Consider the following 14,366-nt stretch of genomic DNA (forward strand, 5'->3'; position numbering starts at 1 on the left):
TTTGGTTTATTTACCAGACCCTGAATTATGGACTTTGAACTCAAAACACTGACACCCACCCGTATTTGCAGTGAAAAAACCGACGCGCTGCTGGTTCTCGTACCCCAGGATCCGGGCTCCGGCAATGACCCTCTTTCGGTGCTCGCATCGCTGGCGATCAAGTCGGGGGACTTTGAGGCCAAGCCGGGCAAGCTCCTGAGCACGTACCGCGCTCCCGGCATTACTGCCAGGCGGGTCGTATTGGCGGGCGTCGGGGATGCCAGCGCCAAAAACGTTCGTACCGCCGTCAGTGCCGGCCTGGGCGCCCTGAAGGCTGCAAACGTGCAGCACCTGACCATTTGCTTCGGTGCCGTGGGCGGTCTTCGAGCTGAAGCCGTGCGCGCGGCCGTGGTCGCTTGCGGTGATGCCACTTATACCTACGCTACCACCAAGTCCAAAGCCGCCAAGAACACAAAAGCCGGTCCCGGCAGGTTGCAACGGGTGGTGGTTGCCGTGAATGACGCCGCAAGTGCCCAAATCGCGCGACCCGGCATTGACAAAGGCGCAGCGCTGATCAAGGGCATTGAATTTGCCAAGGAGTGGGCGAACCGTCCGGCCAACCACGCGACACCGACGCTTCTGGCCGGCGCTGCCAGGGAACTGGGCAAGCTGCGCGGCATCAAGGTGGAGGTGTTGGGCCCCAAAGAGGTCGCCAAACTCGGTATGGGCTCCTTCATGGCCGTGGCGCAGGGTTCGGCCGAGCCGTTACGTTTTATCGTGCTGCGCTATGAGGGGGCGGCCAGGGCCGAGGCGCCCGTCGTACTCGTTGGCAAAGGCATCACCTTTGACACGGGCGGTATCTCCATCAAGCCCGCGGCCGAAATGGACGAGATGAAGTTCGACATGTGCGGTGCCGCCAGCGTTCTGGGCACCTTCCGGGCGCTGGCAGAGCTGCGGCCGGCGCTCAATGTGGTAGGCCTGATTCCCGCCTGCGAAAACATGCCGGGCAGCCGCGCCATCAAGCCCGGCGATGTGGTGACCAGCATGAGCGGGCAGACCATTGAGATCCTGAACACCGACGCCGAAGGGCGGCTGGTGCTCTGCGACGCATTGACCTACGCTGAGCGCTTCAAGCCCCGGGCGGTGGTGGACATCGCGACGCTGACCGGCGCCTGCGTGATTGCCCTGGGCGGCGTGCGCAGCGGGCTTTTCTCCAGCGACGACACCTTGGCCGAGGCGTTGTCGACGGCAGGCGAATCGTCCCTGGACCTGTGCTGGAGGATGCCACTGGATGACGATTATGCCGAAGGACTCAAGACCAATTTTGCAGATGTCGCCAACGTGGCGGGGCGTGCCGCGGGTGCGGTGACCGCGGCCAAGTTCCTGCAGCGGTTTACAGCCAGTTTTCCATGGGCGCACCTGGACATTGCCGGTACGGCCTGGAAAGGCGGAGCCGCCAAAGGTGCGACCGGCAGGCCGGTGCCGCTACTGCTGGACTACCTGCTGGACCAGGTGGTGCCTGCCAGGGCAGGGACTTCGGCCCAAGCATCGGGCAAAAAAGCCAAAACAGTTTCCAGGCGCAAATCCGCATCCAAAACCCGGGCATGACCGAAATCGCCTTTCACTTCAATGTGCCGGACAAGCTGGCCTACAGCTGCCGGTTACTTCGCAAGGCCTACCTGAGCGGCGCCAGCGTTGTGGTGACGGGGGATGCGGCGGTGCTGGCGGAACTGGACCAGTTGATCTGGAGTTTTTCGCCTGCGGAATTTGTGCCGCATTGCCGTGCGGGCGCCCCCCAAAGTACATTGGCGGCAACGCCGGTGGTGCTGGCCGAGTCGCTCAAGGACTGCCCGCATTACGGCGTACTGGTCAATCTGGGGCATGGCATTCCCGCCGAATTTGAACGCTTCGAACGTTTTATCGAAGTTGTGGCGCAGGCCGACGATGACCGTCTTGCAGCGCGAAGCCGGTGGAAGCACTACACCGACAGGGGCTATGCCATGAAACGCCATGACCTTGCGACGGCCGGGGAGGGCGCATGAACCGCCCGCCCGCACCGCCGCGGTTTGTGCCGACGCTGACGGAAGTCGTGCGGCCCATGCCTGCACCGATGCCGGCTGCGCCGCCTGAACCAGCCAGGACTGGTTTGCCGGTGCCGCCGTCTACCGCTTCTGCAGAGCTTCAGGAGCAGATGGTGCAACGCGTGCTGCAGCGGGTGAACCTGGTTCTTGAGCGGCGTTTGCGGGAGGTCGTAGGGCAACTTATCCTGGAGCACACGCAAACCCTGGTTCCACGTCTGCGCGAAGAAATTGAGGACGTTGTCCGTCAATCTGTGAGCCAGGCTTTGAAGCACGAAGCGGCACCGCCAAACACGGACGCATAGGATGCGCGAGCGGCTGTCTGCACAGATGCTTTTTCGCTGTGCCCAACCCTTGAAACACAAGTTCACATAAGGCAATCTGCTCCCCGGGTAAACCCCCTTATCGGAATTTAACCTAGGGACGTTGCTATGGTGCGGGCCCGGAAATTGCGTTATGTTCGGCCCCGTTGAGTAAAAAAATTGTTCTCAACCTTTAACGGTAATTTCCTAATCGGAGTGTTTTTTATGCAAATGAAATTAAAACTGACAGTAGTGGCTGCTCTCGCTGCAGTAGCGGGTTTTGCCTCTGCCCAAGACGCAGTGATCAAGATCGGTCACGTGGCGCCGCTGTCCGGCTCGCAAGCCCATTACGGCAAAGACAATGAAAACGGCGTGCGCATGGCCATCGAAGACCTGAACGCGCAAAACGTGGTCATCGGCGGCAAAAAGGTCAAGTTTGAAATTGTTGCTGAAGATGACGCCGCTGATCCAAAACAGGGCACCGCCGCTGCACAAAAGCTGTGCGACTCCAAAGTCGCCGGCGTGGTCGGCCACCTGAATTCCGGAACCACCATTCCCGCTTCCAAGGTCTACAACGATTGCGGCATTCCCCACGTCACGGGCGCTGCAACCAACCCCAACCTGACCAAGCCAGGCTACAAAACCACCTACCGCATCATTGCCAATGACAACGCCCTTGGCGCTGGCCTGGCTTTTTATGCTGCCGACACGCTGAAGCTGAAGAAAGTCGCCATCATTGACGACCGTACGGCTTACGGCCAGGGCGTTGCTGAAGTGTTCAAGAAAACGGCCCTGGCAAAAGGCATGACCGTGGTTGACGAGCAGTTCACCACCGACAAGGCTACCGACTTCATGGCCATCCTGACCGCCATCAAGGCCAAAGCACCTGACGCGATCTTCTTCGGCGGCATGGACCCACAAGGCGGCCCAATGCTGCGCCAGATGGAACAACTCGGCATGGGCAACGTCAAGTACTTCGGCGGCGACGGCATCTGCACCGCAGAACTTGCCAAGCTGACTGCAGGCGCCAAGACCATCGGCAACGTGGTTTGCGCTGAAGGCGGCGCATCGCTGGCCAAAATGCCAGGCGGCGAAGCCTGGATGAAGCGCTACGAAGCCAAGTATCCGAAGCAGTTCCAGGTTTACAGCCCGTACACCTATGACGCGACCTTCGTTCTGGTTGATGCCATGAAGCGCGCCGGATCCTGGGATCCAAAGGTTTACACCCCTGAGCTGATTAAAACCAATTTCAAGGGCGTGACCACCACGATCGCTTTTGAACCCAATGGCGAACTGAAGAACCCCGCTATCACCCTGTACGTCTACAAAGACGGCAAGAAGTCTGCTCTGAACTAATCGTTCACCGCAAGAAAAAAGCCACCGCAAGGTGGCTTTTTTTTGCCCGGCAAAAACCCGGGAAGACCGGAAATGAGGCGCCGAAAGTGGAGCGGGCACAAAAAAGCCCAGCAAGCTGGGCTTTTAGGAGTTTTTGCCACCGTGTGGAAACTCACGGCGACGAGACTGTTTGGCGGAAGAGGCGGGATTCGAACCCGCGGTAGGTTTAACCCYACGCACGCTTTCCAGGCGTGTGACTTAAACCGCTCATCCACCCTTCCGCGAAGCCTTCGATTATAGCAGTGCTGCGAACAGACGGAGGCAGGAATTGCACCCGAAGCGCAACAGGCTCAGTGGAGTGCGTCCTGGAACCGGTGCTTTTCCAGCTGGGCCAGGGAGACGAATTCCAGCGCCTTGCTGTGCGTCGACTCCAGCACGACAGGCGGTGCAAAGCCGGCCTCCAGCGCTTCGCGCCACCGGTTGGCACACAGGCACCAGCGGTCATTCGGCTGAAGGCCCGCAAAGCGGTACACAGGCTGCGGCGTGGAAAGATCGTTGCCGCGGCTGGCGGAAAAAGCCAGAAATTCACGCGTGACGCGAACGCATACCAGGTGGGACCCCGCATCCGACGCATCCGTGTTGCAGCAACCGTCCCGAAAATAGCCGGTCAGCGGGTCATAGGAGCAGGGCACCAAATCCGTGCCCAGTACGTTTTTTGCGCTCATGGTCTTGCCTGCGAAAAGCCCGTCGTTATACCTTGTTGGCCTGCACCATTTTCATGGCCGAGCTGATGAGCGCACCGACTTCAGTCATGTTGCTGGGCACGACCAATGTCGTTTTGGCGTCCTTCGCCACCTTCGAGTAGGCCTCTACCGCCTGCTGCGCAACCTTGAGCTGCACGGCTTGTTCACCGCCAGGTTGGCGGATGGCAGCGGCCACCAGCTCAATGGCTTTGGCGTTGGCGTCGGCCACAGCCATGATGGCGGCGGCTTCGCCCTGGGCGTTGTTGATGGCGGCCAGCTTTTCCCCTTCGGAGCGGGCAATGAATGCCTCGCGCTCACCGGTGGCAATATTGATCTGCTCCTGGCGGCGGCCTTCAGAGGCGGCGATCAGCGCGCGTTTTTCCCGCTCGGCAGTGATTTGCGACTGCATGGCGTGCAGGATTTCCTTGGGCGGCGTCAAATCCTTGATTTCATAGCGCAGCACCTTTACGCCCCAGTTCAGGGCGGCTTCGTCAATGGCGGCAACGACCTGCGCATTGATGATGTCGCGCTCTTCAAAGGTTTTGTCGAGCTCCAGTTTGCCGATCACCGAGCGGAGCGAGGTTTGGGCCAGTTGTGTGACGGCCACGATGTAGTTGGATGAGCCGTAGCTGGCCCGCATCGGGTCCGTGACCTGGAAATACAGGATGCCGTCGACCTGCAGCTGCGTGTTGTCGCGGGTAATACAAACCTGGCTGGGGACGTCGAGCGGGATTTCTTTCAGGCTGTGCTTGTAGGCGACGCGGTCGACAAAGGGAATCAGCCAGTTCAGGCCGGGGGTCAATGTGCCCGCGTATTTTCCGAGGCGCTCCTTCACCCAGGCGTTTTGCTGGGGTACGACCTTGATGGCGCGGATGACGAAGATCATCGCGACGATAAAAATGACCAGTGCTACATAAGACGACATGCTGACTCCCTCAGGTTTTTTCTACGATTAATTTGCTGCCAATGACTTCCCGGATGCGGTGGGTTCCAGCAGAAGGTGTTCCGCCTTCCGCCTGAACCACAGCCCATTGCGCGCCGCGGTAGCGGACCTGCGCCGTGCCGTCCGCCTGCCAGGCGTCCACCTGCACGGTTTCGCCGACATCCATGTTGACGTCCGGGTTGGTGCTTGCCGGCAGCTCCCTGGGCCCGCGGCTGCGAACAAGGTGGCAAATGCTCACGGTGGCCGAGCCCACGACGGCCGCTGCAATAAGCTGCATGGACGTCGAGGCGCCCAAATGCGCGGCAATGGCCGCCGCTGCAATGCCCAAAGCCACCATCAGCAGGTAAAACGTTCCCGTGGCCAGCTCCACCGCCACTGCGGCCCCCGCCAGCAGCCACCAAATAGTCGATTCACTCATGCATCCTCCTTTTGTCGGTCATCCGCTACATTTTGGGGCAATTAGACCCCAAGACAAGCGTAGCGCAACAATATGTCCTTACACTTCGCTGCTTGGAAAAAGCTTCCTCTCACCGCCCGGGCTCAACCTGTCTATGCCCTCTGAGCGTTTCCCATGCCCTCCGACAGGTTCAGGGCGACCATGAACTCCAGCCCAAGCCATGAAATTCCGTTTTCCCATTGTCATCATTGACGAAGACTTCCGCTCCGAAAACACTTCCGGACTGGGTATTCGAGCGCTGGCCCAGGCCATTGAAACCGAGGGCTTCGAGGTCCTGGGGGTGACCAGTTACGGTGACCTCTCGCAGTTCGCCCAGCAGCAAAGCCGGGCTAGCGCCTTCATTTTGTCGATTGATGACGAAGAGTTTTCGCCGGGCCCCGACCTCGACCCGGCCGTGCTCAACCTGCGCACCTTTATCGAGGAAGTACGCCGCAAGAACCTGGATGTGCCGATTTACGTCTATGGCGAGACCAAGACCTCGCGCCACATCCCCAACGACATCCTGCGTGAACTGCACGGCTTCATCCACATGTTTGAGGACACGCCCGAGTTCGTGGCGCGCCACATCCTGCGGGAGGCCAAGAGCTACCTGGAAGGCGTGCAGCCGCCGTTTTTCAAGGCACTGCTCGACTATGCCGAAGACGGTTCCTATTCCTGGCACTGCCCGGGCCACTCGGGCGGCGTTGCTTTCCTGAAAAGCCCGGTCGGCCAGATGTTCCACCAGTTTTTTGGCGAGAACATGCTGCGCGCCGACGTCTGCAACGCGGTGGAAGAGCTAGGCCAGTTGCTGGACCACGACGGCGCGATCGGCGCCAGCGAGCGCAATGCCGCGCGCATCTTCAATGCCGACCACTGTTTCTTCGTGACCAACGGCACCTCGACCAGCAACAAGATGGTGTGGCACCACACAGTGGCGCCCGGTGACGTGGTGGTCGTTGACCGCAATTGCCACAAGTCCATCCTGCATTCCATCATCATGACGGGTGCGATTCCGGTGTTCCTGAAGCCGACGCGCAATCATTTCGGCATCATCGGGCCGATTCCGCAGAGCGAGTTTGAGCCCGAAGCCATCCGCGCCAAGATCGACGCCAATCCGTTGCTCAAGGGTGTGGACAGCAGCAAGGTCAAGCCGCGTGTGCTGACGCTGACGCAGTCCACCTACGACGGCGTGCTCTACAACACCGAAACCATCAAGGGCATGCTGGACGGCTACATCGACAACCTGCACTTTGACGAGGCCTGGCTGCCGCACGCCGCCTTCCACCCCTTCTACGGCAGCTACCACGCCATGGGCAAGAGCCGAGTGCGGCCAAAAAATGCGGTGGTGTACGCCACGCAGTCCATCCACAAGCTGCTGGCCGGCATCAGCCAGGCCAGCCACGTGCTGGTGCAGGATTCGCAGAACACCAAACTCGACAGGCACCTCTTCAACGAGGCCTACCTGATGCATACGTCAACCTCGCCGCAATACAGCATCATCGCCAGCTGCGACGTGGCCGCGGCCATGATGGAGCCACCCGGCGGCACGGCACTGGTCGAAGAAAGCATTGCCGAGGCGCTGGACTTCCGCCGCGCCATGCGCAAGATCGACGAGGAATACGGCACCGACTGGTGGTTCAAGGTCTGGGGGCCGGACAAGCTGGTCGAAGAGGGCATCGGCGAGTCGCAGGACTGGATCATCAAGGGTGAATCCCGCAGTGCCAAGACGGCCAAAAACGGCGCCAACAACTGGCACGGCTTTGGCCAGATGGCCACCGGTTTCAACATGCTGGATCCGATCAAGTCCACCATCGTCACGCCCGGCCTTGACCTGAACGGCAAGTTTGCCAAAACCGGCATCCCGGCCAGCATCGTGACCAAATTTCTGGCCGAGCACGGCGTGATCGTCGAGAAGACCGGCCTCTACAGCTTCTTCATCATGTTCACCATCGGCATCACCAAGGGCCGCTGGAACACGCTGCTGACGGCGCTGCAGCAGTTCAAGGACGACTACGACAAGAACCAGCCGATGTGGCGGATCCTTCCGGAGTTCTGCCAGAAGTACCCCAAATACGAGCGCATGGGCCTGGCCGACCTGTGCCAGCATATCCATACGCTGTATGCCAAGTACGACATCGCTCGCCTGACCACAGAGGTCTATCTGAGCGACCTGGCCCCCGCCATGAAACCCAGCGACGCCTACGCCCACATTGCCCATCGCACGACGGAACGGGTTGAAATCGACCACCTGGAAGGCCGCATCACCGTGGGCCTGGTCACGCCGTACCCGCCGGGCATTCCGCTCCTGATACCGGGCGAGGTGTTCAACCGGAAAATCGTGGACTACCTGAAGTTCTCGCGCGAGTTCAACGCCCAGTGCCCAGGCTTTGAAACAGACATCCATGGCCTTGTGGAACAGGTGGATGCCAAGGGCAAGACGCGCTACTACGCGGATTGCGTCAAACGCTAGGCAGGAATAAACGGGTACTTTCGTTTGCTATAGTCCCTCCCATATTTATTGGGAGGCGGCATGTTCAAGACGATTCTCTTCGGAGTGCTCGGCGTCATCGTCGGCGCAGTGTTCCTGCGCGTGCAGGCCAGCGGAGACAGCGAGTTGCGGCTCCTTATGGCCAGCGGCAAGACGGCGGTGGTCGAGCCGATCAAGGAGTACAAGAGTTTTTCCCGCAGCGGCCAAACCATCTACACGGCAGAGCTCAAATTCCGCACCGAAGCCGGGCAACCCATGGTGATCAAGCGCTCGTTCCCTGAGGCCGTGCTGAAGGATTTCGCGGCGGGCAAGCCTGTGAGCATCTACTACATGCCAAATAACCCGAGCCAGGTGGGGTTCGCGCAGGAAGCCGGCGGATCATCCTTCCTCAAGTGGGTGGGCTGGTTCTTCGTCATCGCCAGCCTGGGATACACAGGCCTCGGCCTGCTGGCGAGCCAGAAAAAATAAGGCCGCCTCCCCGGAGCGTTTGCTATATTTTTTGTAGCTGGGGCGCATGACTAGGGGGCGCCACAGGCCATTTTTCCCGCCAGGTGCGTTGGGCGCAAGGCCAACTCACGTTGGTTGCCGGCGGCGCGCCGGCTTGCGGGCCCACCTTTAAAGCCGCTGGTCTTCCCGTACCCGCATGAAGCTGGCAAACCGGGGCAGGCCACTGTCATTGAGTCCGCGAAAGCGGTAGGTGACGGTGCTGCCGACGGGCGGTGGATTCTGGCGCTGCTCATCGTTGAGCCCGGTGCCCAGCTTGAAGCGCCGCCCTGGTTTGCCGTCGGCACCGGGCATTTCCACCAGCAGCGCGCCCAGCATGCCGGCGTACTTTCCCTTGCCGGGAACATGCGCCACCACGCGGGCTTCGGTGTCTTCGTGGGTCTTGACCTTGAGCAGGTCGTCGTTGCGTGCGCCTTTGTAGAAAGACGCGCCGCGGTGCAGCATCAGGCCTTCGCCGCCGCGCTTCACGGTGGTGGCCAGTAACGCCTGCAAGGCGGCGTGGCTTGCCACCTTCGATTGCGCCACGGCCTGCACCCAGGGCTGGTCGATGCGGCTCACCACGCCATTGAGGGCCGGGATCCGCTCGCTGAACGGGCCGCCTTGCGCGGGCAAATCAAACACCATGAAGCGCATGGCCCGCCAGGCAGCGTCGTCCGGGGTTTGCTGGCGCACGGTAGACACCGCCCTGGCAAACTGGCCACGGCCCGCCCACAACTCGCCGTCCAGGGGTGTTTTGGGCCAGCCTGCGGTAAACCAGGCCGGCGCGGCGATGCGTTCACCCCCGCGCGTGAGCAGCTGTTCTCCGTCCCAGTAGCCGCGCACGCCGTCGAATTTTTCGCTGACCCAATAATCCTGAAGGGAGACGCCGGGTTGGTACACCTTGGCGAGCATCAGCGGCGGCGCTTGCGCAGCTGCGGATGCCGAAAGCACCGGAAGCGCTGGTGCCAGCAAGCCGGCGAGTGCCAGCAGCCAGTGAAGCGTTTTGAGGCGAAAAAAGACCGTGTTGGCCCGCTCGCCGGAGCGGGTGATGTGTTGCCGCATGGGCCTCCCTGTTTTTTCTTGACTTATAACTGTATGAATGTACAGTTTATAGTTCAAATTTGCGCGGTGCAAGCGTTCTGTGGGCGCCTGTGTTGCCCGCGCAACCCCGTCAACCATGAAGGCTGCAATGGCCATGAGAGGAATCAACTTATGACAGAAAAAAAGACTTCCAGAGGGAGTTGCCATTGTGGAAAAGTCGCGTTTGAGGTCGACGGCCAGCCGAGCAGCGCCCTGGCCTGCAACTGCTCCATCTGCCAGCGCAAAGGGTCGCTGCTGTGGTTTGTGCCGCATGACCAGCTCCGTTTGCTGACCCCCGACGAAAATGCCAGCAACTATCAGTTCAACAAGCATGTGATCAGCCACCGTTTTTGTCCCACCTGTGGCATTCATCCCTATGGCGAAGGAACGGACCCTGCCGGCAATCGCATTGCAGCTATCAACGTCCGCTGCCTTGAGGGAATCGATCTGGACACCATCAAGGTGACGCATTTCGATGGGCGCTCTTCCTAGCTCTTCCTAGCTCTTCCTAGCTCTTCCTAGCTCTTCCTGGAGACCCCCGGATCCTGTATTCCCGGACCCTGGCGGACGCAATAATCTGCCACTTCGCCCGTACCCCTGGGGCCGGTATTCCCGGCCTGTATTCATTGCTGTTTGATTCCCTTGGGCCAGCCGGCCCGGCATTTTTACCGACACCATGACTTCCAGCGACATTGAAAATATCGAGCGCGCCACCGTGGCGGCTGTCTCGCCCGAGGAGCAGCTTGAAATTGAGGGCTGGCTTCTGCCCTTCGACAGCGGAACGGTCAGCCGGGCCAAAAGTGCCGTGCCCCTGCTGCATCAGCCGCCCGCCGACGGCGTGATCGATCGCATTGAAGGGCTGTACCGTGCGCGCGGCAAGCGGGCGGTCTTCCGGCTGGCCAATGAGGCCTGTTTTGATGCCCTGCGCCGCGAGCTGGGCGCGCGTGGCTACACGGCAGGCAAACCGGTGCTGGTGGAAGTGGCGCAGGTCAAGTCCATGCGCGCTGTGTCGGCGCAGGCGCTGGCTGAAACAGCCAACACGCCGGACGAGGCCTGGGCCGCGTTGTTCCTGGCCGAGGGGTTTGATCCTGTGGACGGTGCCAGCCGCGTCAGGTCACTGAGCCGCGGACGCGATTCAGTGTTTGCCAGCGTGCGCGAAGGCGGCAAGGCCATTGCGGCTGGCGCGGCGGCGTTCAGCCACGGGTGGTCCAGTGTCCACGGCATGCGAACCGACCCGGCACATCGCGGCAAGGGGTTGGCAGGCCGGGTACTGGCCGCGATGGCCGAAGCGGCCATGCAGCGGGGCATTGAGCGTGTATTCCTGCAGGTGGAAGAAGGCAATGCCGCGGCGCGGGCGCTTTACCGGCGGGCGGGCTTTGAAACGGTCTGGCGCTATGACTACTGGACCCAGGGCTGAACCTTGATCCAGACGCGGTGCGGAATTGGGTGTGTGCGGGATACTGGATGCGGCAAGGCGCTATGATTTTTATAGCTGCTCGCGCTGGCGGCTATTAGGCTAGAGCCTGCTTTATTGTTATTTTCAGGCCTGATTTGATCGAATTTGGCTGTCTTGCTGCCCCGTCTTGCCTCAAAAAAACGGCTTTGCAGCACCTGGAAGCCGTCTTTCGTGCACATATTTGGCCTCCAGACCAATAGGGTCATGCGCGAGCAGCTATCTATTTCATAGCGCGCCATGCGAGACAAGAGTGCAACTTGCCGCATGTGCGCGCCGCCCGGCAAGCCAGCCGGGCGCGAAAGCCTTCAGGCTTCGGCTGCCGGCTCGGCAATACCGCCGACCACGTGGCTGAAGCCGCCGTCCACATAGGTGATCTCGGCGCTCACGCCTGCGGCCAGGTCGCTCAACAAAAAGGCGGCGACGTTGCCGACGTCTTCAATCGTCACATTGCGGCGGATTGGCGAGGCTTCGGCAACCACGCTCAAAATCTTGCCGAAGCCCTTGATGCCGCTGGCAGCCAGGGTTTTGATCGGGCCGGCGCTGATGCCGTTGACGCGCATGCCTTTGGGGCCCAGCGATTCGGCCAGGTAGCGCACCGAGGCTTCCAGGCTGGCTTTGGCCAGGCCCATGGTGTTGTAGTTGGGCACGGTGCGCACGGCGCCCAGGTAGGTCAGCGTGAGCAGTGCGGACTTTTTGTTGAGGTAGGGCAGGGCCGCCTTGGCCATCGCCGGGAAGCTGTAGGCGCTGATGTCGTGGGCGATCTTGAAGCCCTCGCGCGACAGGCCTTCCAGGAAGTCGCCGGCGATCGCCTCGCGCGGCGCAAAGCCGATGCTGTGCACAAAGCCGTCAAACGTCGGCCAGGTTTTGGAGAGGTCGGCAAACATCTTGTCGATCTGTGCGTCGTCGCCCACGTCGCAGTCAAAAATCAGCTTGGAGTCAAAGTCGGCAGCAAACTCGGTGATGCGGTCCTTGAAGCGCTCGCCGACATAGCCGAAAGCCAGCTCGGCGCCCTGGGCATGGCAGGCCTTGGCGATGCCATAGGCGATGGACCGGTTCGAGAGGACCCCCGTGATCAACAGTTTTTTGCCAGTGAGGAATCCGGTGTTGGTGGCCATGCAGGTGCTCCAGAGTAGGTAGTTCGCGGGGGAAGGGGGGGCAAGGGACAAGGGCGCAACGTCTGCGCGCCGGAATCTTGCCAGCTTAAGTAGTGCAGAATTGTCGCATGCGAAGTTTGCTGGTTTGGATCCTGCTGGGTCTTTCATCACCGTCATGGGCCGCGCACGGCTATGCGCTCTGGGGAGATCTCAAGTACCCCGCGGGGTTTTCCCACTTCGACTATGTCAACCCGGCAGCACCCAAAGGCGGGGACCTGCGCCTGGTCAGCAACCTGCGTTACTCAACCTTCGACAAATACAACCCCTTCACGATCAAAGGCTCGGCGCCGGCCTATTTGTCGAGCTTCATGTTCGACACGCTGCTGACGGGGGCGATGGACGAAACCGCCTCAGGCTACGGGCTGCTGGCCGAAGACGTCGAGGTGTCGGCTGACGGGCTCACGGCCACCTTCCGCCTGCGCAAGGAAGCGCGCTTTCACAACGGCGACCCGGTGCTGGCGGCCGACGTCAAATACAGTTTTGACACCCTGATGGGCCCGCATACCTCGCCGTCCTACAAGACCGTGTTCGAAGACGTCGCAGCCTGCGAGGTGGTGGACGAGCGGACGGTGCGCTTTCGTTTCAGGAAGCCGAACCGCGAACTGCCGTTGAAAGTGGGCGGCATGGCGGTGTTCAGCCGCAAGTGGGGCATGGACGCCACCGGTAAGGCCAAGCCCTTCAATGAGGTCGTGACCGACATCCCCATTGGCAGCGGGCCTTACCGCATCGGCCCGGTGATCTTCGGCAAAGACATCAGCTATGTACGCGACAAGACCTACTGGGGTGAGAAGCTCAATGTGCGGGTAGGCACCGAGAATTTCGACACCGTCACCGTCAAGATTTACAAGGACAACACTGCCAGGCTTGAGGCGCTCAAGGCCGGCGAGTTCGACATCATGCGGTTCTTCTCGGCCGGCGACTGGGCGCGGCGCCTGACGGGCAAACGTTTTGACAACGGTGAACTCGTCAAGGGGGAATTCAAGCACAGCCTGCCCACGGGTTTCCAGAGCTATGTGCTCAATACCCGGCGTGAAAAGCTCAAGGACCCGCGCGTGCGGGAAGCTCTGGGACTGGCGATCGACTACGAGTGGATGAACCGCCAGTTGTTTTACAACGCCTACCAGCGCGTGACCGGCTTGTTCGGAAACACCGATTGCCAGGCCACCGGACTGCCGAAGCCCGAAGAGCTGGCTTTGATGGAACCCTGGCGCAAGGACATCCCCACAGCGGCATTCGGCACCATGTACGTGCCGGCGCGTACTGACGGCGACTCCTCGCTGCGCGCCAATTTGCGCCGTGCCCAGGTGCTCCTGAAGGAAGCCGGCTGGGAGGTTCGGGACGGCAAGCTGCGCAACGCCAAAGGCGAGGCTATGGTGCTGGAATACCTGGATAGCAACGAGGGCGGTGTGCGCACGATTTCGCCCTGGATACGCGCCCTCGAAAAGCTCGGCATCCAGCTCAACTTCCGGCAGGTCGACTTCGCGCTCTACCAGCAGCGCCTCGATAAATTCGAGTTCGACATCATCTCCATCGCCTACGGTGGCACCAACAACCCGGGTCAGGAGTTCGCCGACATGTTCGGTAGCAAGGCCGCCGCCACTGAGGAGTCGGGTAACTTCAGCGGAGCCGCCAATCCCGCGATTGATGCCATGATCACCAAAATGACCAGCGCCAAAACCAAGGCCGAGTTGTTGCCCGCCTGCCGTGCATTGGAACGCATCGTGGCGCACAGCCACTACCTGCTGCCGGAATGGACGGCCGGCACCCATCGCGTGGTCTATAACGCACGCCGCCTTGCCATGCCGGGCCAGATGCCACCCTATGCGCCAGGCGAGACCTGGATCATCGATACCTGGTGGGCCAAGCAATGAATACCCCCGTCGAGCAAA

Annotated in this window: 14 protein-coding genes and 1 tRNA gene; 9 read left to right on the top strand and 6 right to left on the bottom strand. The window is 60.8% G+C overall.

Translation table 11 applies throughout. The features are described 5' to 3' along the window. Positions 1 to 27: 27 nt before the first annotated feature. From ACXJKE_RS22155 to ACXJKE_RS22170, 4 genes are all read left to right on the top strand, one after another. Positions 28 to 1,587 (top strand): leucyl aminopeptidase, encoded by a 1,560-nt coding sequence (locus tag ACXJKE_RS22155; protein ID WP_457282747.1) that lies wholly within the window; start codon positions 28 to 30, stop codon positions 1,585 to 1,587. Next, a complete protein-coding gene (locus ACXJKE_RS22160; protein WP_457282748.1) occupies positions 1,584 to 2,021 on the top strand; it encodes a DNA polymerase III subunit chi in 438 nt (145 codons plus the stop codon). Before ACXJKE_RS22155 ends, ACXJKE_RS22160 begins: the two co-directional genes overlap by 4 nt. After that, positions 2,018 to 2,362, top strand: a complete 345-nt coding sequence (locus tag ACXJKE_RS22165) for a hypothetical protein (RefSeq protein ID WP_457282749.1) — start codon at positions 2,018 to 2,020, stop codon at positions 2,360 to 2,362. The genes ACXJKE_RS22160 and ACXJKE_RS22165 overlap by 4 nt, the downstream gene beginning before the upstream one ends. A 222-nt stretch (positions 2,363 to 2,584) precedes the next feature. Further along, positions 2,585 to 3,715 carry a branched-chain amino acid ABC transporter substrate-binding protein gene (locus ACXJKE_RS22170; RefSeq protein ID WP_457282750.1) on the top strand — a complete coding sequence of 377 codons (1,131 nt, stop codon included), beginning with the start codon at positions 2,585 to 2,587 and terminating at the stop codon, positions 3,713 to 3,715. A gap of 170 nt (positions 3,716 to 3,885) precedes the next feature. Here the strand turns inward: ACXJKE_RS22170 and ACXJKE_RS22175 are convergent. The 4 genes from ACXJKE_RS22175 to ACXJKE_RS22190 form a co-directional block, all read right to left on the bottom strand. Then, a tRNA-Ser gene (locus ACXJKE_RS22175) sits at positions 3,886 to 3,975 on the bottom strand. Between the two features lie 69 nt (positions 3,976 to 4,044). Further along, positions 4,045 to 4,419, bottom strand: coding sequence for a DUF2237 family protein (locus ACXJKE_RS22180; RefSeq protein WP_457282751.1), 375 nt, complete (start codon positions 4,417 to 4,419; stop codon positions 4,045 to 4,047). Between the two features lie 25 nt (positions 4,420 to 4,444). Beyond that, positions 4,445 to 5,362, bottom strand: coding sequence for an SPFH domain-containing protein (locus ACXJKE_RS22185; protein WP_348045061.1), 918 nt, complete (start codon positions 5,360 to 5,362; stop codon positions 4,445 to 4,447). Positions 5,363 to 5,372: 10 nt separating this feature from the next. Next, the gene (locus ACXJKE_RS22190; protein ID WP_457282752.1) at positions 5,373 to 5,798 is read right to left on the bottom strand and encodes an NfeD family protein; all 426 of its coding nucleotides are present in this window, start codon (positions 5,796 to 5,798) and stop codon (positions 5,373 to 5,375) included. A gap of 199 nt (positions 5,799 to 5,997) precedes the next feature. Here ACXJKE_RS22190 and ACXJKE_RS22195 point away from each other — a divergent pair, with 199 nt between their 5' ends. Further along, the gene (locus ACXJKE_RS22195) at positions 5,998 to 8,286 is read left to right on the top strand and encodes an Orn/Lys/Arg family decarboxylase (protein WP_457282753.1); all 2,289 of its coding nucleotides are present in this window, start codon (positions 5,998 to 6,000) and stop codon (positions 8,284 to 8,286) included. 60 nt (positions 8,287 to 8,346) lie between these two features. Next, positions 8,347 to 8,772 (top strand): hypothetical protein, encoded by a 426-nt coding sequence (locus ACXJKE_RS22200; protein ID WP_457282754.1) that lies wholly within the window; start codon positions 8,347 to 8,349, stop codon positions 8,770 to 8,772. Positions 8,773 to 8,919: 147 nt separating this feature from the next. Here the strand turns inward: ACXJKE_RS22200 and ACXJKE_RS22205 are convergent, their stop codons facing one another. Beyond that, positions 8,920 to 9,849: a DNA ligase gene (locus tag ACXJKE_RS22205; RefSeq protein ID WP_457282755.1), complete on the bottom strand. Its 930-nt coding sequence runs from the start codon at positions 9,847 to 9,849 to the stop codon at positions 8,920 to 8,922. Positions 9,850 to 9,999: 150 nt separating this feature from the next. Between ACXJKE_RS22205 and ACXJKE_RS22210 the strand changes: the two genes are divergently transcribed. Then, complete coding sequence (locus ACXJKE_RS22210; RefSeq protein WP_457282756.1) at positions 10,000 to 10,359, top strand: GFA family protein; 360 nt, start codon at positions 10,000 to 10,002, stop codon at positions 10,357 to 10,359. Positions 10,360 to 10,543: 184 nt separating this feature from the next. Then, complete coding sequence (locus tag ACXJKE_RS22215) at positions 10,544 to 11,284, top strand: GNAT family N-acetyltransferase (RefSeq protein WP_457282757.1); 741 nt, start codon at positions 10,544 to 10,546, stop codon at positions 11,282 to 11,284. A 344-nt stretch (positions 11,285 to 11,628) separates the two neighbouring features. Here ACXJKE_RS22215 and fabI read toward each other — a convergent pair whose 3' ends face one another. After that, positions 11,629 to 12,438 (bottom strand): enoyl-ACP reductase FabI, encoded by an 810-nt coding sequence (gene fabI / locus ACXJKE_RS22220; protein ID WP_457282758.1) that lies wholly within the window; start codon positions 12,436 to 12,438, stop codon positions 11,629 to 11,631. A gap of 107 nt (positions 12,439 to 12,545) precedes the next feature. Between fabI and ACXJKE_RS22225 the strand changes: the two genes are divergently transcribed. Then, positions 12,546 to 14,348, top strand: a complete 1,803-nt coding sequence (locus ACXJKE_RS22225) for an extracellular solute-binding protein (protein ID WP_457282759.1) — start codon at positions 12,546 to 12,548, stop codon at positions 14,346 to 14,348. The last annotated feature ends 18 nt before the right edge of the window (positions 14,349 to 14,366 follow it).

The sequence above is a fragment of the Polaromonas sp. P5_D5 genome (assembly GCF_054049435.1).